Raw genomic sequence first — 18,274 nt, 5'->3', positions numbered from 1 at the left:
AACAGAAGGCCCGACCCCATGACGGACTACGCTGCAAACCCGGAGCCTGGCCGACGCGCCCGCGGCGACCGCGCACTCTCCGCCGCCGCCCTTCGCTGGAGCGGTCGGCTGCTGGTGGCGACCACCTGGGTGAGCGGGGCGATCTTCGCGGTCTACATCCTCGCCTTCTTCGGCGGCTCCGCCATCCGGGGCATGGCCGAGCGCTGGAACGAGTCCCTGCCCGGCCTGCACGACGCCGCCGCACCCCTGGCCACCGCGGCCATCGGCGCCCACTTCCTCGCCGGCGGCGTCCTTCTGCTTCTGGGGCCGATCCAGCTGTTCGGCGCCGTGCGCCGCCGGGTCCCTGTCCTGCACCGCTGGCTCGGCCGGGTCTATGTGGTTTCGGCAGGTCTGGCGGGCGTCGGCGGCCTGGCCTTCATCGCCGGCTCGGGAACCGTCGGCGGAACCCTCATGGATGTGGGCTTCGGCCTGTACGGCGTGCTGATGATCCTGTGCGCGGTCCTGGCGTACACCAACGCCCGCTCCGGCCGGTATGACCGGCACCGGGCCTGGGCCATCCGGCTCTTCGCCCTGACCGTGGGATCATGGCTCTACCGCATGGAGTACGCCGCCTGGTCGGTGACCACCGGCGGCATCGGCATGGGCGCCGGCTTCAGCGGCTGGTTCGACGCCGTCATGATGTTCTTCTTCTATGTGCCCAACCTGATCGTCGCGGAGATGTTCATCCGGGCGCGCAGGACGGAAACCGGCGCGGTCGTCGGGTCCGGGGCCGCGATGGTCCTGTTCGCGGCCTCCGCCTTCATCATCCTGGCCACCTTCCTGTTCACCCGCGGCGCATGGGGCCCGCGCGCCATCAGCGGCCTGGTGGGCGGCCCGACCTAGCCGCCCCTGGCGAACAGGCTCCGGCCGGCCGTGAGGGCGACCGGAGTCCTGCCACCCGTCAGCCGTAACGGACCCCGGTCAACGCCTCTGACACCTCCCAGAGACGGCGGGCGACGCCTTCGTCCATGGCCTGGGCGGGAACCTTCGCGCGCGTCGGATAGCCGCGGACGCCCTGGAATCCGTCAGGACCGTAGTAGCCGCCCGGCTCCACGTCGGGCGACGTGGCCGCATAAAGGGTGGGCAGGGCGCCGCGGTCCGCCGGCTGGAACAGGAAGGGCGCCAGGCTGCGAATCCGCGCCGACATGCTGTTCCTGCCCGGCGCATTGAGCAGCAGGTCGGTGCGTGAGACGCCCGGATGGGCCCCCAGGCTGATCACGTCCCATCCGGCGGCCGCGCTGCGCCGCTGCAGCTCGAAGGCGAACATCAGACAGGCCAGCTTGGACTGGCCGTAGACGGGCATGGGGGCGTAGCTTCGCTCCGCGTTCAGGTCGTCGAAATTGATCGCCCCCGACTGCGCCGCGATGCTGGACAGGGTCACCACCCGGGCGTCTCCGGCGGCGCGAAGAAGCGGCATCAGGTGACCGGTCAACGCAAAATGCCCCAGGTGATTTGTGCCCAGCTGCAGTTCGAAGCCGTCGGCCGTCTCCTGCCGGACCGGCGGCGTCATGACCCCGGCGTTGTTGATCAGGATGTCCAGGTGATTTCGCTCCCCGCGCAGCCGCTCCCCCAGGGCCGCCACGGAGTCCAGACTGGCCAGATCCACCTGCACGAAGGTCACCTTCGCCCCGGGAACCGCGTGCCGAACCCTTGCGACGGCCTGCGCGCCCTTCTCCGGATTGCGACCCGCCATCAGCACCTCCGCCCCGGCGCCCGCCAGCGCCAGGGCGTCCTCGAAGCCCAGGCCGCCGACCCCGGTCACAAGGGCCGAGCGCCCGGTCTGGTCGGGCATGTCGCGTATTGTCCATTTCGCCATTGTCTGCACCTTTCAGCATCCGCGTGAGCGGGAGAAAAACCTGCATCCATCCTGACGCCGCGCGCCGGAAAGCGAATACCCAAACCAATGGTGTTTTTGCCCGATCCTGCACTGCCATAGCGCCGTTCAGATGGCGGCGGGGTGATCAGGCCGCCCCGAGGGCGGCGAGAACCCCCGCCGCCAGACCGGTCTGCCGATCGGAAAGGCCCCGGGCGCGGGCGGCCTGCTCAAGGGCCGCGGTGACTTCCACATAGAGGCGATAGTGGGAGGGGTTCTGGGGGATGGCGGCGACGCCGCCGCCGGGATCATGGACCATGGTCCGGCAGGCGGCCGCCGAGGCTGATGTGAAGGCCCGGCAGGTCGGCGGGCGCACCGCATAGATGGAACAGCGCCCCTCCTCGGTCAGGAACACGCAGCGTCGCCTTCGAGGGACCGACATGGGGCCCTCCCCGTGGCCAGCCGCCCGCTCAAGCTCGACCTTCAGGCTTTCCAGGGCGTCAGGCGCCAGAATCCGGACCAGATGGCCGGCGATGGCCTCGGCCACGCCGGGCGGGACCATGACCGGAAGGTGGCAGCAGGCGTCGCATCCCGCCCGGCAGTCGCGTGCGGGCTGGTTCGGCAGGGACGTCTGGAAGGCGTCGGCGGCCGCGTCCGCCAGTCCCATGGCCGCCAGCGCCCCGTCCGCCAGCGAGTCGCAGGCCGCGAGCTCCGATCGCAGCGCCTCGCGCAGCGAGGCAAAGACGCCCTCGTAGCGCTGGGCCAGCGCCCTCGTCTGGTCGCCCACCCAGCCGATTTCAGCGGTGATCTGGTCGGCGGCGTGTGTGGTCATGCCCCGAACGCTAACGGTCCTGGGTCGTCGGCCAATGCCTGAAAAACCGGATTATCTGCCTGAACGTCCGACCGATCAGACAACGCTTCCAGTAACATTGGAGGCCTGCCAACGCGGCGTTCTTGCTAACTCGTCCGCTGCGATCGCCATTCGACACAACACAATCGCTTGGCTTGGACGGTCGCGATCAAAGGCGATTGATTGGCCGGCCCATTGTTAATGACGAAAACGCTTTCGTAGCCAACACTCAATCACAGATAATCCGATGTAGCTTTTCTGCAACGAAAGGTGGTAGGCTTGGAAGTAGGGCCGTGGCGGCGCCGCAGACAGGACCTACCCATCGAAATTGGAAACATGGCGCCCCAGGAGTAAGTCGAGCATGTGTTGCCTGTAAGACGAATATGCTTCATCCCCTAAGGTGGTCATGCTCACGACCGTGAGTGACTTGCGTTTCACAAAGGATTTTTCAATAGAGACATAGCCCGCGTCCTCCAATTTTCGAAGGTTTACGGATAAATTGCCGTCCGTGGCGCCGAGTTTAGACTTTAGTTCGTTGAATGATGAAGCGTTGACATGGCTTAACAGCGTCAGAATGCCTAACCTAAGCTTGGAGTGCACAAGGTCATCGATAGCATTCAGGTCGAATTCGCGCGTCGGCTTCATTGAACTCAATCCTCAAGCGAGCGTAGCCCAAAGAGCTCTGCATTGCAGAGCTAACTTCTCAGACAGATGGCTGATAGGGGTCAATGCGAAAATTCCTGCTGCGAGAAAGATCGAGCTCGTCTGCGCTGCCTTTCATTCTGGCAAGCGCCGCGTTCAGTGCGATGAGCTTGAGCATAACCTTTCCGGTCCTGCCTCAGATCATCGAAGGAATGGCGTCAGATCCCCGCCATGCCGGTTGGATCAATGGAGCGCTGATCGCTCTCTGGTCGGCCCTGCATTTCCTGGCAGCTCCAGTCCTGGGAGCGCTGTCCGATCGATACGGGCGCAAGACCGTGATCGTGCTGTCAAATGCCGGCTTTGCTGCTGACTACCTTCTGATAGCCTTCGCACCCGATCTGTTCTGGCTTGTCCTCGGCCGCGTGTTTTCTGGCCTTCTCTCCGGGAACGTTGCCGCGTCTCACGCCTATGTGGCTGATATTACCGCACCAGGCGACCGCGCCTCGGCCTTTGGCGCCCTGCGGGCTGCAATAGCCGTAGGCTTCATATGCGGGCCTGTAGTGGGAGGGCTTTTAGGCGCCCTCGGTGAACGCCTCCCCTTTTTCGTTTCTGCGGCAGCGGCAGGTTTCGTGGCGCTCTACGGCGCGGTTCTGCTGCCAGAATCGCTACCTCAGCGAGACCGCGCGCCCTTCAGATGGCAGTCAGCGAACGCGTTCGGTTCGATCAAGTGGCTACTGACGATCCGTCAGCTCAACAACCTCACCCTTATTGCGTTCCTGGCGCAGTTTGCCCACCATGCGCTTCAGGCGACGTTCGTTCTTTACGCAACCAATCGTTTCGGCCTGTCAAAAACGGCTATTGGCGTCGCATTTGGCGTGATGGGAGTATGCGCAATACTCGCCAACACTCTGGTCCTTCGCGCGGTCTTGAAGCGGCTGAGCGAAAAGGGTGCGCTGGTTTTTTCCTTAGCCGCGGGCGCTGCTGGCTTCCTTATGTATGGAACAGCGCCGAACAGCCTGGTTTTCTGGCTCGCAATCCCCGTTATGGCGCTATGGGGGATGTCCGGCCCCGTGGCCCAGGCGCTCATGACGCGCGAGGTGGGACCGCGCGAACAGGGGCGTCTCCAAGGCGGCGTTTCGTCGGTGGCCGCCCTTTCGGGTATAGTCGGCCCAATGTTGTTTGGGATAATTTACTATGCAGTCTCCGATTATCCCCTCATCGCCGGAGGGCCATTTCTCATCGCATCCGTAATCCTTGGTGCGGCAGCATTCATATCGAGCCGGAATGTGCGCGATGCTCGATAAACGCCCAACGAGTATGTCTATCTCAATGATCAGGAGAGGCCGATGCGCGTCCGAAACCCGAAGCTGGATTTTTCCTCATCCAATGAAGCCTGGATTCCGTCAAATCGAGAAATCGCATTCTTGCTGAACGCGGTCTCCAGTTACACGGCCCATTTTGAGACTTTTGCGATCAGGGCCATGGCGGAAATAAAGCCATTCCTGCCCACGGACATTGCGAGAGACGTCGATACCTTTATTCGTCAGGAAACCGCACACAAGCACTATCACGGTAGTTTTAACTCATCCACCTGGCATGATGAATCCGATGAGTACCACAACCTAGACCAGTCACTTATTTCTTACTTCGCAAATTTATCAGAAGGATCGATAGTTGACCGACTGGCCTACGTCGAGGCCGTAGAGTCTATCGGCGTCGTATACGCCCATTATTTTTATGATGTTGTCGCCCCTGCTATTTCGGACGCAGATCCTGCCGTAATGACGCTCTGGAGTTGGCATTTCGCAGAAGAGTTTGAACACCGGCTAGTCCCGTTTCGGGCCTACCACGCAGTTGCGGGCTGGGGACCGAATGCATACCTGCGTCGTCGGCACAGTGTTGATCGCGCCTACAATCACATGAAATCACATGCTGGAAATGTAAGCGCCGAGCTCCTAAAGCGTTACCGCACAGGCATGAGTGAAGGTGAACATCGCTTTTCTATAAGAAATCAAATACTGTATTTCGACGCACTCGATAATTATTTCCGCCCCCGGATGGAGCGCATCAGGAGTCCCCTTTATCACCCCAAGCACGACCACGCGCCATCGGCATTGATCAGCTTTCTGGATCAGTACGATAAGGATCAAAGCTCCCTGACGGCGCAACCGGATTGATGCGCATGGCGCGCAGTTGGCGCGTGCTACTTAAGCGAGATTGACTCATGCTACTTAGAATTGCATTCTGAGATTTGGGTAGCAATGCCGCTGCCCAGACTCGGAGGACTAAGATGACTGATTATCTGAACGCCGAATTTGAAGCTTTGATGTCCGATACCTCTGAAAGCGGAAGCGATTTTGACGCCTTTGACGCCCAGGTCGCGGCTGGATGCACTTGCTCTTGTTCCACGGTGGACGTTGGAGAGGGTGTCGGCAACTAATGTCCGGCGGCGGGCGGTTCGGCGACACTAGCTATGGATTGGTCGAGCCGCCCGCTCTCTCGGGCGATAAAACTCTATGCTTGGCGAAATCCACCGAGATCATCTTCGTGGGGCCGGACGCGATCCAAGTCCGAGGCCCGTTCTCCGCCAAGACTTTTCGCCGTCACGGCCAGGCAATAGCAGGATTGCTTCGTGGTTCTGAGAATGGTCGCCGGCGAAGTGACATTCAGAGCAAGCTTACGCGGATCGTTGGTGAAGCAGCAAGTCCGGCCCTTGAAGCACTGGAGCAGGAGGGTTTTTTGGCCGATTGCGAACAGACGCAGGGCGATCCGATACGTTCGTTGAATCGCTTGCACAACAGTGTGTTGAATCTTGGGGGCGACAGTAATCTCGACGGGCCAGTTGAACTAACGGGCGGTGGCCAGCTTGCAGAAGCGGTCGAACGCGTGTTCTCCGGCCTGGACATAGAATGTCGGACCGTGCCGCCTGGAGAACTGTTCTCGACCGGGGCATTGGCTGTGGTCTGTTCCGATCAGAATGATCCTTCGCATTTTCGGAAAGCCAATTCCGACCTGATTGCCGCTACTTCCGCCTCAGCGTTCATTTTTGTGGGCATTACAGCGTCCTCAATTCAGATGGGCCCGTTCGTCAGGCCTGGCGCCACGGCATGTTATGAATGCTACCACCAGCGAATGCGGAGCAGCGCCCTGCACCTCAAAGAGTTTGATGCGCGGGCTGATCAACCCGCCTGGCTTCCGCACAAGCCGAGCCCATTCCTGGCGTCGTGGGCGGCTCACCAGGTCGCCTGCCTGGTTCTCTCAGCCCTTCAAGGGACCGGTCACCCTTCCCACCCTGCGGAACTTTGGGAGACAAATCCCCTAACCGGTCGCACCGCGCGCGCCACCATTCTCAGGTTGCCTGACTGTCCAGCTTGCCGGACCATTCCGTGACCTCAGAGACATACGAAATACCGCGGATGGGAGAGCTCCCCGCCGACCTCCAACGCCTTATGGAAAGAGCCATCCATTCCCGCTTGGGGGTCATTCGAAATCTCACCGAGAGTGAGCCTAATGAAAGCGTGCCAGGCCTTTACACGGCCTGGACCAGGCTGGCTGATCCCTATTATCCCAGAACTGGAAAGCAGAGCGCACCTAGCGAGCGCCTGAGCGCTGCTGGAGCAGGATTAAATCGCGTTGAATGTCTTTATTCAACCATCGGAGAGTCTATAGAGCGCTATGCTGGCGGAATATACAATCCGGCCACTCTAATACAGTCAAGCGCTATTGACCTCGGTTCATCCGCTTTTGATTGCGAAAAATTTGTCCTCTTCAGTTCCGAGCAGTACGTAGATGGCTTTCCCTATGCGCCCTACGATGAGCTCGCTTCCAGGGCGTGGTGCAATGCGACGCTACTGTCTGGGGATCGAACCACGCTAGTGCCAGCTCAGCTTGTGTATCTTGGCTACAAAGCGGCGGATAGGGCAGAGATCCTGACCCAATCCACATCCACCGGCATGGCGTGCGGCGCCGAAATTGTAGACGTGGCCTGGACCGGACTGCGTGAGGTAATCGAACGCGACGCATTCGCCTGCATGTGGGCGCTCCGACGATCTCCCCCACAGATCGCGATTGGTCCCGAAACCATTGGGCTGTTCAGCCCTGGCGTATCCAGCATTCTGAAACGGCCTGAGCTGTCCATTACTGTATTCGACATTACTACGGACCTAGGTGTACCCGTGGTCTTTGTGACTATTAGACCGCGATGGGGATCAATTTCCACAGTGGTCGGCGCTTCCGCACACCCCGATCCACTAGAGGCGGCGTCGAAAGCAATCGTGGAGGCGTATCACTCTTTATCGTGGGCTCTACAGGCCAAGATGGCCAATGTTACAGCTCCGCCGGCGATAGAAGATATAAGCAATTTCCATCATCACATGGAATTCTATCTCTGCAAAGATAATGAGCCACGACTTGAGTTTCTCTATAACTCGCCGCGTCAGTCTCTCCTGCTGTCGGATCCATTCCAGGTGGGCGATAAGTCCGATCAATTGTTCTCAATGGTAAACACACTTTCAGCGCGAGGATACGAGACGCTTTTTGTGGACCTGACAACCGAAGACGTGCGCGATCTCTCTCTATATACAGGTCGTGTTCTGGTTCCTGGTCTTCAACCCCTTCACGCCGGTATAGTAAACTACACAAATGACACAAAACGTCTAGCGGTGGTTGCCGAGTTTCTCGGAGTTGAACTGCCTGGGACGGTCAACATGGATCCGCACCCCTTCCCCTGACGGAGATTTCTCAGTGCGCTACGCTCGGCAGTCAAGTTTGGTCGATACAGCATGGCGACTGGTGCTTGAGCTGAGGCTGGCCGAGCGATGGGACCGCGACGCAGGGAGTTCGTTTGCACAGAATGTTGCGGCCTTTAACTCGGACCCTGAGATCATCAGACATGCGCTGGGTCGTGCAAAGCAGTACGAAACGCATGAAAAGACATTCCTGGGCCCTCCGTCGCTGACCTCGCCGCTGCAGCCGGTCCTCGGTCGGCGTCGCTCGACTCCGCCCACCGCACAGGCGGTCACGCTTCCCCAACTGGAAACGCTTCTCACCGACTCCTTTGGCGTGACACGCATCGATAAAACAAGGGTCGGGGACGCCACCATACATAAGAGAACATACCCCTCCCCGGGCGCTCTGTATCCGTGTGAGGTCTATATTCTGGTTGCTGATGTAACGGGGCTTGAGAAAGGGGTGTATCATTACAACCCGACATCGAGATCGTTGTCTTCGATCCAGAGGGAAGCCTCGCTGGACATGTTGCTGCAGCCGTTTTTTGGCCTCAAGAACGGGTTTGCTTGCGCGATAGTCGTGTCCGGCATCCTTTCGCGCGTGATTGAAAAGTACGCCCTTCGCGCATACCGGTTCATGTGCCTGGAAGCCGGACACATGGGCCAGAATGTCTGTCTCAGCGCCGCCGCCCTGAACTTGTCCTGCACAGCGTGGGGAGCGTACTACGACGCGGAATTGAATGAGATCATTGGACTGGATGGTAGGGATGAATCCGTCCTGCACACCCTGCTTATTGGCGGTCCGCCGGAAGGCTGAAACGATGACCTCAGGGCGCTCACACCCTCGCCATGACGTTGATACTGTTCGGTCGTTGCTCGATGCGATGGCGAGAAACGATAAGGCCGAGATTGAGCGTTCCTGGTCGACCCTTGAAGCGTGGGGGCTGGATCATCCGCACTTGCGCTCGATTATGTCCGGGGCCAGTCGAGGTTGTCATATAAGTGCATTTGGCAAACTGTTTGCAGTAGAGTATCGCGTTGTCGGCACATGGATTAGGCTCGCGGTCGACGTATTTTCATACCTGGAAGAAATGTACGGAAGCCATGATGGATGTGTTCTTGTCGTTCCTTTGAACGGCGCTGGAAGGCTTGCCTTCAATGACCACGCGATGGAAGGGCTTCATGTTGTCGGCATCGGCGAGGAGGATCTATGCGGCCCCTCCGCACAGTCGATTCTTGCTCATGAGCTTACCCACTGCTTCTTTCGGTCTGGTTGTCGGTTTCTGGATGAGGGTATCGCAGTAGTAAATCATACGCTTTTTCCTCCTGCATCAGCAGCATTCGCCACGGAGGACGAGGAAGGGGAAATCATGGCGGCGCACGCTCCACTCCGGCGGTCGCTCGCAGCTATGATGCTGGTGCCGGCCGGCGACGCCCTCTTTGCCAGTGTGAGCAACAATCCGAGGCAGAGAAAATTTTCTTACCTTTACGCGGCGCGTCTAGTTGAAGAGATGCAGCTTCGAGTTGGCTCCAGCTCCCTTAAGGCCGCTTATGATACATGCCTGCCTGGGAGTGCTTCCATTCACTTTATCGAGCAAGTTTTTAGCGCGCCTGTTGCTGATATTGAATCGGATTTGTTCGGCGAAAGGTTTCCGACCCCGCTCCCGCCTCCGGACCTATACGATAGGGCGATGGCTGCGTTCGTAGACTTTTCCAGCAGCGGCAGACTTGCATCTCACACTTACAACTTGTTGTTTGATTCGTCCGTTCGCGGAGGAGCGGTGGCGCTTCAGCATCTCTGTGCGCGTTGGCTTGCTTTTCGGATTTTTCATGCTCTTCCGCGGGGGGGCGGTGTTTCTGCGTGGCTTGGCGATTCCGCCGCGTACCTCAAATCGTTGCTTTCGCCCAACGCCCCTGAATGGCATCTGCTGGACGCCGCGATCCATATGATCTCGCTCACCCAACCGACCCTCCTTGAATTTGACGATCACGGGACCGAGAGTCCCTCGGCTTCCGCTCTGGCGAGCCTGTCGCGGGCCAGCGCCATGGCTCCGTCAGACACGTATCTTCGCAGGGCGCTCGATGACTTTGAGCAGCATGTTCGCCGTCCCTGATGCAATTCAGATTAGACGACGAAGGAGGCGACACCTGAGCCGCATGTGAGCGGAAGCCTTGAGTTACGGCGAATGCGCAACGACGGAAACCTGCCTGAACCTCCATTGGTGACGTGCCCCGGCCCCAGGAAACCGGCAGGGCCTCAGCGTGAGCATGCACACAGCTTCGCGGCGTCAGCACATGCCGCCATCGGTGGATGGTCTGGCCGTTGACCCCGCCGCCGCCGGGACCGGCAGGAAGGCGACCAGGCGGGCGATACTCTCGGGCTCGCCCAGGCGCTCCATGGGATTCATTCCAGCTAGACGCTGGACCAGCTCCTCGCTCTTGCCGTCCAGGGGCAGCTTGGTCCTCGCCGGGCCGGGCGCCGCCCCAATGACCGGGATCATGCGGCCCCGCATCTCCTGGGCGAGGATCTGCTTGAGACTCTGCACCGCCGCCTTGGTGGCGGCAGAAACGCCGTAGGTCGCGAACATGACTCGACTTTTAAGTGTATCGAGGCGAGCGTGTCATGGGATTGGGGAGTTCATTGGGCTTTCTGAAAACACGCCTCGCACCGAGAGAAGCGCGCATGCCGACGACATCTCGCTCAAGGCAAACGGCCACCGAACTCCCCAAGGCTCATGGCCAGCACAGCGCAAACGACATTGGAAGTGGCTGATGCTCACACAACCTGAGGCAGTTGAACCTTCAGCCCTCCGATCGCCCACCTCACGGGCCTTGCCATCCAATCCCAAATGACCACCGCCTTTCAAACAGCTTGCGGCGTGTCGCCCCTGAAGGGCAGCGCTCAACCAGGATCAGTTCAATCCAGGGAGATCCCGGGATGATGCTCCTGGCCGCCATTCTGGCCGTGTCCCCGGCGCCCGCCGCAGCCTGTGACCAGCCAGTCGCAGAAGCACGTTTCGAACTCGGTTGGAGCGATCCGACGAACGTGCAGCTGGTTCTCACCCCCCGGCCGGGATGCCTCGCTGACGTCCAGTCCGCTTCCGATCACTGGCGCCCGATCGCGTCTTCGGCATCCGGCGCATCAGACCCCGCGGGGACCTCGATCAGACTTGGCGCGGATCTGGGCGCTGATGAAGCCCTGGGGCAATATCGCCCCGCATTCAGGTTCGGCGAGCGTGGTCTGGTGGTCTACGGCCCGTATCTTCCTTCCCTCGCCGGCGCCCGCATCACCCTCGCTGTCGGCGATCAGGCGCATGGGGTGATCGCCGGCGACGCGGCGCTTGGGAACGTCCTGTTGGGGCCGGAGGGGTCCATCGTCGCCTGTGGGTCGGATCTCTCCGTCGCCTCGGACGCCCCGCCAGATCTGACGAGCGCGGCGTGCAGCGCCGCAGCGCAGGCTCTCCATTACTACCGGGCCGCGTGGCCCGAGCCCATCGCCGTGAGCGCGGAGATGATCATTGCGCACGACGTACCCGGCCCGATGGGGTTGATCGGCGACGTGACGCCGCCCGCCCTCCTGACCCTGCGTCTCGGAGGAGCCATCTGGACGAGCCCTCCCGAGGACGCTGCCAACGCCCTACATCGTCTCATCGCCCATGAGATCTTCCACGTCTTCCAGTTGGCTGCCGGGGTAGGCGCTGACCAGCCGGACTGGCTTCGCGAAGGATCTGCCGAGTACGCGGCCCTGCTGGCCCGTTCGCATGCGCTTGAGCACGGTCCGGCCGAGGTCGCCTCCCGCCTCGGGCTGGCCGGAAACAGCAGCCTGTCCCTGCTGGGGGGCGGGTCCTTCCTGGACCTTGGGTCCGGCCGGTCCTACGCCACCTATTCCTGCGGCCTTCTGGCCGTCTGGGCCGCCGACGCCGGACCGGGAAGCCAGCCCGGCGACCGGTTCTGGGACAATCTGAACCGCCGCGCCGGCGGGACGGATGAGCGCTGGCGCATGGCGCGGCATGTCCTGGGCGCGTCCACCCACCAGGACTGGAGCCGGATCGCCGCGGAACTGTCCAGCGACAAACTAAAGGTCGAGTTCGGCGTGAATGAAGACGCCTACAGACTGGCGATCCTCGGGACCCTGCTGGCGGAGACATGCGCGGGCGTGGACGCCGGCATCGAGATCGGCGGTGAGGACATGCGGTTGAGAACAGGATCGGACTGCGGCGGCCTCAGCGGGGATCCGGACGTGATTTCCATCGCGGGGCAGACCCTCCTGGAGGACGCAGAAGCTGCTCATGGAATGCTGGCCAGCTGCCAGGCGGATGATCAACTGACGGTGGGCCTCGGCCAAGGCCGATCCATTCAGCTGCCCTGCCCGTCTGATGTCGAGATCCCCTCGCCGGGATTCACAATTCGCCCCCGGCCGAGAACGCCCTGATAGACAGAGATCACGGCTACCTGGGACGTTGGCGCGATCAATATCCAGTAACCGTCAGGGCCCCGTTTCAATCAAGGCGTCGGCGATGATCAGAACTTCCAGAAAGTGTCTTTGTCTCCTTCAGCTTTCGCTCCTTGCCGCCTGCGCCCCGATTTCAGGCGGGCTTCCAGAGCCGGACTGGAAGGCGATGACGCTGCCACAGCTGGCCGCTCTTGACGCGGATGAACTCGACCAGGTCCTGCGGAATGCCCATCGCGAGGTCGCCGACGCCCATGGTGCGTCTTCAATTTTCGATGCGGCGAGCTTCCGGGGCTGTCCGGCGCCGTCTGAAGCGACCGCACTGGCGCGCATTGACGCCGTGGCGGATGGACTCGGGCCGGAGGAGGCGCGCGCCGGCCTTGAAGCGGCCCGGGCGGCGGCGGACACGATCACGGCCGATCTGGCCAGCGGCCAGTTGAGGGATGTTCCTTCAGTCACTCGCGCCCACGAATTCCTGACAGCCTCGCGAAGCGAAGCGGATGTCGTGGTCGCTGAACTCCTCGGTCGGGCGGCCAGGGACCAGTACCTCAGGGGGATGTCCTCGAGCGATCTGCTTGATCCGGCTCCCGCCAACCTCGCGGTTGTGGAGACCGTCTACCGGCGACTGATGTGGCCCGTGGTCTGCGCCAGCGACGCCGCCAACGCGGAATGGCTGACGGACATTCTGGCCACGCGGGGATGGTTTTCTGAGTCTGGTGACGGCGAACTCGCGGCCAGCGCAGCCTGGCTCATGGTCCAGCATGCGGATGGCTTTCCGGATCTTCAGCGGACGGTCCTCGGCCAGATGGCGCCGCTGGTCGAAAGCGGGGACATCCCGGCTTCGCAGTACGCCTACCTTCATGATCGGGTCAGTCTCGCCGCGACCGGGCGGCAGCGCTATGGAACGCAGATGTACTGCGCCGGCCCGCAGGACTGGCGCCCTCGGCCGCTGGAGGCCCCGGAGCAGCTCGATCGGCTGAGGGAAGATGCGGGCCTGCCACCAATGGCGGACTACGCGGCGCGCGGGGCGCGGTTCTGCACCCGCGCCGAAGCCGAGGACGGCTGACGTTAGTGTGCCGGCCTCCACCGGGCAGGCGGTGCTGAAGGCGAGGGGAGAACGGCTCAGGTCATATAGACCCGGAACAGACGGCTTCCCCTCCATCCGTAAATCTCCCACGGCGACCTGACGGGTCGCGACGTCCCGCGGGACCGGCTGAGATGAGCGCTCCCGTCTGGAGACGCCCATGACCCCTTCCGTCGCCGTCCTCGCCCCGCCCCGATCCGCCGTCCCGGCCCGCTCGTCTTGCGGCCGCCGGCTAGGCGCCCTGGTCTGCATCGCCCTGACCGCAATGGCCCTCTCCGCGCAGCCGGCGCTGGCCTCGGCCAACGTCGAGGGGCTGCTGCAGAACGTGGTCGACATGCTGACCGGCAACACCGCGCGCCTCCTCGCCGTGCTCGCTGTGGTGATCGTCGGCATCCTCTGGATGTTCGGACTGTTCGACCTGCGCCGCGCAGCGATCGTGGTGCTGGGCATCGTCGTCGTCTTCGGCGCGGCGGAGATCGTCAACCTGATCACCGGCGGCGCCTGATGTCCGCCGCAACGGCGATCTCCATGGTGGCTGAGCGTCATCCCCTGCTGCGCCCGGGCCCTGGCGGGAGGCGGCCATGACCGACGATCGCCTGATCGAGAACCCGCTCTTTCTGGCCTGCACCCGACCCGCCATGGTCCTGGGCGTGCCCATGGAAGCGATGGGCGTCAATGTCATCGTCTCCGGCGTCGTCTTTCTGGTGGGCGGCAGCCTGCTCTATCTCCTGGTGGCGCCCGCGCTGCACCTGGTGTTCCGCGCCGTCTGCCGCGCCGACCACAACGCCTTCCGGCTCCTGTTCGTCTACGTCGACACCAAGGGTCGCTGCCGCAACGGCGCCCTGTGGGGCGGCAGTTCGGTCTCCCCGCTGCCGGTGGTGCGCCGCTATGGTCCGGCGGAGTTCCGCCGTGGCTGAGGCGCGACTCTCCCGCGCGCGTCTGCGCCGCGAAACGGAAGCGGGGCCGCAGCTTCCCTATGCCCGGCACGTGGCGCAATCGGTGGTCGCCCTGGACAGCGGCGCCCTGATGATGATGTTCCAGGTCGCCGGAGCGAGCTTCGAAACCGCCGACGCCCGCGACCTCAACGCCTGGCACGCCCGGCTGAACCAGGCCTGGCGCAACCTCGCCGACGACCGGCTGGCGATCTGGCACCACATTGTCCGCCGGGAGATCACGCCGACCGCCTCCACCGGCTTCCGGTCCGCGTTCGCCGCCGAGCTGGCCGGCGCCTACGATGCGCGGATGTCGGGACGGCGCCTGTGGGTCAACGAGCTCTTCGTCACCCTCGTTCTCCATCCCGGCCGGGACGGCGCCGACCGTGCGGCCGCCATGCTGCGCCGCCTGCGCCGGGCCCGGCGCGACGACCACGAGCTGCTGGCCGCCGAAGTGCGGCGGCTGGAGGACGCCGGGCGGGACCTGGCCCAGCATCTCGCCCGCTACACGCCGCGTCGGCTCGATCTCGTCCAGCGGGAGGGCCTGTGGTTCTCGGAGCCCCTGGAGGTCATCCAGTTGATCCTGACCGGTCGCCGGGCACCGGCCCCGCTGGTTCGCGGCCATCTGGGCGCGGCGGCCTACACGGTGCGCGCCATCTTCGGGCGGGAAACGCTGGAGCTGCGCGATGTGGCGGGAGAACGCTACGGCGCCATCCTGGCCGTCAAGGAGTACCCGGCCGCCACCCGGCCCGGACTCTGGAACGCCCTGCTCAAGGCGCCCTTCGGCTTCGTCATGTCCCAGTCCTTCGCCTTTCTGTCCAAGACGTCGGCGCGGGCGGTGATGGAGCGCAAGCAGAACCAGATGGTCTCGGCGCGCGACCGCGCCGGCTCCCAGATCGACGGCCTCACAGAGGCCCTGGACGACCTGGTCAGCAACCGTTTCGTCATGGGCGAGCACCAGGCCTCGGTCCTTGTCCATGGCGACACCCCGTCCGCGCTGGCCGATCATCTGTCCAGGGCGCGCGCCATGCTGGCGGAGTCGGGCCTTGTGGTCGCAAGGGAGGATCTGGGCCTGGAAGGCGCCTTCTGGGCGCAGTTTCCCGGCGTCTTCTCCCGCCGCACGCGGCCGGCGGCCATCACCTCGCTCAATTTCGCGGCCCTGGCGCCCCTGCACGCCCACCCTGTCGGTCAGGCCAAGGGCAATCACTGGGGCACGGCCGTCGCCGTGCTCAGGACCACGGCCGGCTCGCCCTTTCATTTCAACTTCCACGTGGGCGATCTGGGCCACACCTTCATCTGCGGCCCCTCGGGCTCCGGCAAGACGGTGGTGCAGAACTTCATGCTGGCCCAGCTCGAACGGTTCGGGCCCCAGCAGGTCTTCATCGACAAGGATCGCGGCGCCGAGCTGTTCGTGCGGGCCTGCGGCGGGACCTATCTCGCCCTGCGCAACGGCGAGCCCACCGGTTTCGCCCCCTTCAAGGCCCTGGCCCCCTCCCCCGCCAACCGGGCCTTCCTCGTCCAGTTGGTGCGGGCCCTGGTCTCGCGGCCGGACGAAACCCTCACCGTGGCCCAGGCGCGGGCCATTGACGACGGCGTCGCGGCGCTGGAGGCCCTGCCCCGGGAGCGGCGCTCCATCGCGGCCCTGCGTAGCCTGCTCGGTCAGGCGGACGCCGGCGGAGTCGGCGCGCGGCTGGAGCGCTGGCGCAGCGGCGCGCCCCTGGGCTGGGTGCTGGACAATGACGAGGACGTGCTCAGTCTCGACGCCCGCTTCGCCGGCTTCGATATGACCCAGCTCCTGGACCACGACGAGGTCCGGACGCCGGCCACGCTGTATCTGTTCCACCGGATCATGGAACGGGTTGATGGCCGCCGCCTGGTGCTGGACATCGACGAGTTCTGGAAGGTGCTGGGCGATCCGGCCTTCACCGACCTGGCGCGCGACGGCCTGAAGACCTGGCGCAAGCAGAACGCCCTGATGGTGTTCGGCACCCAGTCCCCCGCCGATGTGCTGCGCTCGCCCATCGCCCATGCCGTGCTGGAGCAGTGCGCCACCCGGATCTTCCTGCCCAACCCGCGCGCCCAGGCGCGCGACTATATGGACGGCTTCGGCCTGACCCGGGAGGAGTATCGGCTCGTCCGCGAAGAGCTCACGCCGGAATCCCATCGCTTTCTGGTCAAGCAGGGCCACGACAGCGTGGTGGTCCAGCTGGACCTGTCCGGCATGGACGAGGCCCTGGCCATCCTGTCCGGCCGCGCCGAGACCGTGGCCCTTCTGGACCGCATCCGCGCCGAGGTCGGCGACGACTACGCCCACTGGCGCGCCCCCTTCCACGCCCGAAGGAGTTCCCCATGACCCCGCGTCGTCTCGCGGCGGCCAGTCTGGCCGCCCTTCTGTTCGTCGCCGCCCCCGCCAAAGCCCAGATGATCGTCCACGATCCGACCGCCTACGCCCAGATGATCCGGGAGGCCCGCACCGCGCTGGAGCAACTTCAGGCCCTGCAGGCCCAGATCGAGCAGCAACAGGCGCTGTTCGAGAGCCTGAACGATCTGTCAGACGTCAATGGGCTGGCCCGGACCCTCGGCTTGCCCGAGGTCCGCAGCCCCCTGCCCGACCTCCGATCCCTGCGCGCCGCCGGCGACGGCGATCTGTCCGCCCTTGAGGATCTGGCCGAACGGGCGGAAGCCATCCGGCGCGAGACCCGCCTCTACACGCCCCCGGCGGACGACCTGTCCCCGGCGGACGCCTGGTATCGCGACAGCCTGGAGCGCGCCGGCGCCCGCACCGCGCGCGACCTGGCGCTCGGCGAGGCGGTCGATCAGGCGTCGGACCGCAGGGTGGAGGGGCTGGAGGCCCTGCGCCAGGCCCTCGACACGGCGCCGAACGCCCGCGCCGTCCTGGACCTGGAGGCGCGCCTCGCCGCCGAACAGGCCCTGATCCAGAACGAACAGCTGCGCATGCAGGGACTGGCCCTGACCCAGGCGGCGGAAGACCGTCTGGAGGAACAGCGGGCCCGGGAGCGCGCCGAGGCGGCCCGCGCCGCCCGTCAGGCCGCCTATGAACGGGCGTTCCAATGATCCGCCCCAGCCTCCTCGCCATCCTCCTCCTGGCCGGCTGCTCGCAGCCCGAGGCCGCGCCGGACGCCGATCCGGGCCGGGCGCGCCGCAGGGTCGCCGACTGCGACCGCGGTCTTGCCCATGCGGACTGCGACGCGGCCCGCGCGCGCCTGGCCGAGGCGCGACGCCGCGAGCGCATGGCCGCCTACGCCGAGACAATGCGGGAATCCGGGTCATGACGTTCCGGGTGTTCGCGCCGAGCTATGACTTCATCGACGAGCGGCTGAACGTGTTTCTCGGCGAGAGGCTGGCCTCGGTGATCGCCCAGGTGGACGGCCCGCTGCGCGTGGCGCTGCTGCTCTATGTGGTCCTCTACGGCTTCGCCATCCTGCGCGGCGCCATCGCCGAGCCGGTGATGGATTTCGCGGTGCGCTCCATCAAGCTGGCCCTGCTCTACGCCCTGGCCACCACCACGGCCTATACCAGCTTCGTGGCCGAGCCCCTGTTCAGCGACCTGCCCAACGCCCTGGCGCGGGCCGTCAGCGGGGCGGAGACGCCCGGGGTGGGCGCCGCCTTCGACCAGTTCTTCGCCTATGCGGCCTGGCTGGGCGAGGACATCTCGCGCGACGCCTCCGCCTTCAACCCGGCCCCCTATGTGGTGGCCGCGGCGGTCTTCATCATCG

The 18,274-nt window shown here is 63.8% G+C and carries 20 protein-coding genes; 16 read left to right on the top strand and 4 right to left on the bottom strand.

Annotated features, from left to right (window positions below):
* Positions 1-18: 18 nt before the first annotated feature.
* The gene (locus ACI8U3_RS12530) at positions 19-882 is read left to right on the top strand and encodes a DUF2306 domain-containing protein (RefSeq protein WP_415015211.1); all 864 of its coding nucleotides are present in this window, start codon (positions 19-21) and stop codon (positions 880-882) included.
* 58 nt (positions 883-940) lie between these two features.
* Here ACI8U3_RS12530 and ACI8U3_RS12525 read toward each other — a convergent pair whose 3' ends face one another.
* The 3 genes from ACI8U3_RS12525 to ACI8U3_RS12515 form a co-directional block, all read right to left on the bottom strand.
* Complete coding sequence (locus ACI8U3_RS12525) at positions 941-1,855, bottom strand: SDR family oxidoreductase (RefSeq protein WP_415015210.1); 915 nt, start codon at positions 1,853-1,855, stop codon at positions 941-943.
* A gap of 145 nt (positions 1,856-2,000) precedes the next feature.
* Positions 2,001-2,684 (bottom strand): YkgJ family cysteine cluster protein, encoded by a 684-nt coding sequence (locus ACI8U3_RS12520; RefSeq protein WP_415015209.1) that lies wholly within the window; start codon positions 2,682-2,684, stop codon positions 2,001-2,003.
* Between the two features lie 333 nt (positions 2,685-3,017).
* Positions 3,018-3,347 (bottom strand): winged helix-turn-helix domain-containing protein, encoded by a 330-nt coding sequence (locus tag ACI8U3_RS12515; protein ID WP_415015208.1) that lies wholly within the window; start codon positions 3,345-3,347, stop codon positions 3,018-3,020.
* An 83-nt stretch (positions 3,348-3,430) separates the two neighbouring features.
* On the opposite strand from ACI8U3_RS12515, the gene ACI8U3_RS12510 reads away from it, so the two are divergent.
* The 7 genes from ACI8U3_RS12510 (at position 3,431) to ACI8U3_RS12480 (ending at position 10,185) form a co-directional block, all read left to right on the top strand.
* A complete protein-coding gene (locus tag ACI8U3_RS12510) occupies positions 3,431-4,648 on the top strand; it encodes an MFS transporter (protein WP_415015207.1) in 1,218 nt (405 codons plus the stop codon).
* A 42-nt stretch (positions 4,649-4,690) separates the two neighbouring features.
* Positions 4,691-5,521 carry a metal-dependent hydrolase gene (locus ACI8U3_RS12505; RefSeq protein WP_415015206.1) on the top strand — a complete coding sequence of 277 codons (831 nt, stop codon included), beginning with the start codon at positions 4,691-4,693 and terminating at the stop codon, positions 5,519-5,521.
* A gap of 113 nt (positions 5,522-5,634) precedes the next feature.
* Entirely contained in the window at positions 5,635-5,784 is a 150-nt protein-coding gene (locus ACI8U3_RS12500; RefSeq protein ID WP_415015205.1) for a hypothetical protein, read from the top strand.
* A gap of 80 nt (positions 5,785-5,864) precedes the next feature.
* Entirely contained in the window at positions 5,865-6,734 is an 870-nt protein-coding gene (locus tag ACI8U3_RS12495) for a TOMM precursor leader peptide-binding protein (protein WP_415015204.1), read from the top strand.
* Positions 6,731-8,074: a YcaO-like family protein gene (locus tag ACI8U3_RS12490; protein ID WP_415015203.1), complete on the top strand. Its 1,344-nt coding sequence runs from the start codon at positions 6,731-6,733 to the stop codon at positions 8,072-8,074. The genes ACI8U3_RS12495 and ACI8U3_RS12490 overlap by 4 nt, the downstream gene beginning before the upstream one ends.
* Positions 8,075-8,111: 37 nt before the next feature.
* Positions 8,112-8,888 carry a SagB/ThcOx family dehydrogenase gene (locus ACI8U3_RS12485; protein WP_415015202.1) on the top strand — a complete coding sequence of 259 codons (777 nt, stop codon included), beginning with the start codon at positions 8,112-8,114 and terminating at the stop codon, positions 8,886-8,888.
* A 55-nt stretch (positions 8,889-8,943) separates the two neighbouring features.
* A complete protein-coding gene (locus tag ACI8U3_RS12480) occupies positions 8,944-10,185 on the top strand; it encodes a hypothetical protein (RefSeq protein WP_415015201.1) in 1,242 nt (413 codons plus the stop codon).
* A 174-nt stretch (positions 10,186-10,359) separates the two neighbouring features.
* Here the strand turns inward: ACI8U3_RS12480 and ACI8U3_RS12475 are convergent, their stop codons facing one another.
* Positions 10,360-10,659 (bottom strand): SDR family oxidoreductase, encoded by a 300-nt coding sequence (locus ACI8U3_RS12475; protein ID WP_415015200.1) that lies wholly within the window; start codon positions 10,657-10,659, stop codon positions 10,360-10,362.
* Between the two features lie 350 nt (positions 10,660-11,009).
* Here ACI8U3_RS12475 and ACI8U3_RS12470 point away from each other — a divergent pair, with 350 nt between their 5' ends.
* The 8 genes from ACI8U3_RS12470 to ACI8U3_RS12435 all read left to right on the top strand — a co-directional run.
* Entirely contained in the window at positions 11,010-12,503 is a 1,494-nt protein-coding gene (locus tag ACI8U3_RS12470) for a hypothetical protein (RefSeq protein WP_415015199.1), read from the top strand.
* 85 nt (positions 12,504-12,588) lie between these two features.
* Complete coding sequence (locus ACI8U3_RS12465; RefSeq protein ID WP_415015198.1) at positions 12,589-13,587, top strand: DUF6624 domain-containing protein; 999 nt, start codon at positions 12,589-12,591, stop codon at positions 13,585-13,587.
* Between the two features lie 178 nt (positions 13,588-13,765).
* On the top strand, positions 13,766-14,110 hold the full coding sequence (locus ACI8U3_RS12460) for a TrbC/VirB2 family protein (protein WP_415015197.1): 345 nt from the start codon (positions 13,766-13,768) through the stop codon (positions 14,108-14,110).
* 76 nt (positions 14,111-14,186) lie between these two features.
* Positions 14,187-14,522, top strand: coding sequence for a type IV secretion system protein VirB3 (locus tag ACI8U3_RS12455; protein ID WP_415015196.1), 336 nt, complete (start codon positions 14,187-14,189; stop codon positions 14,520-14,522).
* On the top strand, positions 14,515-16,890 hold the full coding sequence (locus tag ACI8U3_RS12450) for a VirB4 family type IV secretion/conjugal transfer ATPase (RefSeq protein WP_415015195.1): 2,376 nt from the start codon (positions 14,515-14,517) through the stop codon (positions 16,888-16,890). The genes ACI8U3_RS12455 and ACI8U3_RS12450 overlap by 8 nt, the downstream gene beginning before the upstream one ends.
* Entirely contained in the window at positions 16,887-17,612 is a 726-nt protein-coding gene (locus tag ACI8U3_RS12445; protein ID WP_415015194.1) for a type IV secretion system protein, read from the top strand. The genes ACI8U3_RS12450 and ACI8U3_RS12445 overlap by 4 nt, the downstream gene beginning before the upstream one ends.
* The gene (locus ACI8U3_RS12440; protein ID WP_415015193.1) at positions 17,609-17,830 is read left to right on the top strand and encodes a hypothetical protein; all 222 of its coding nucleotides are present in this window, start codon (positions 17,609-17,611) and stop codon (positions 17,828-17,830) included. The genes ACI8U3_RS12445 and ACI8U3_RS12440 overlap by 4 nt, the downstream gene beginning before the upstream one ends.
* Positions 17,827-18,274, top strand: a 448-nt coding sequence (locus ACI8U3_RS12435) for a type IV secretion system protein (protein ID WP_415015192.1), incomplete at its 3' end; no start/stop codon positions are given. The genes ACI8U3_RS12440 and ACI8U3_RS12435, both read left to right, overlap by 4 nt.

Origin of the sequence: Brevundimonas sp. (genome assembly GCF_047617075.1) — a bacterium.
GTDB lineage: Bacteria > Pseudomonadota > Alphaproteobacteria > Caulobacterales > Caulobacteraceae > Brevundimonas.
Note: the sequence above shows the minus strand (reverse complement) of the source record. Positions and strands in the feature narration are given on the sequence as shown.